Origin of the sequence: Endozoicomonas sp. OPT23 (assembly GCF_009653635.1) — a bacterium.
GTDB lineage: Bacteria > Pseudomonadota > Gammaproteobacteria > Pseudomonadales > Endozoicomonadaceae > Endozoicomonas_A.
The window spans coordinates 644-1,056 of record NZ_PPFD01000017.1 but is presented as its reverse complement, the minus strand read 5'-3'; the positions used below and the strand labels follow the sequence as shown (position 1 = coordinate 1,056).

Genomic DNA, 413 nt, shown 5'->3' with positions numbered 1-413 from the left:
GGCTGTGTTCACGTAAATAGTTGAATGAGCTACACTCCCTATGTCTTCTAGTATTTCTGGGGGTTGTTATGCAGTCAGAGCTATTCCAGAACTTTATCGATTCCATTCCATCATTAAACAACGAACAGTGGGGTATTCTTGATAAAACGCTACTCAATGCTCGTATTCCCATTGATGATTCAGAGGAAAAGCCTGATTTCGCTCCTGTAGACAGCAAACCCTCTTCCAATAACCAGCGCTCGACGCCTGATCTTGCAACAAGCATATTAACCCACTTTGCAGAACAACCTGTTTGCCCTGAATGTAAAAGCCACAGCATTTATCGCTGGGGGGTTCAAAGTGGTCGGCAACGCTACCGCTGTAAATCATGCAAGAAAACATTTAATGCATTCAGTGCAACGCCTCTGGCAAGA

At 44.3% G+C, this 413-nt stretch carries 1 pseudogene; it reads left to right on the top strand.

Annotation, left to right across the window (positions count from 1 at the left end):
- Positions 1 to 68 precede the first annotated feature (68 nt).
- A pseudogene (locus tag EOPP23_RS21400) lies at positions 69 to 413 on the top strand (hypothetical protein); the annotation flags it as partial.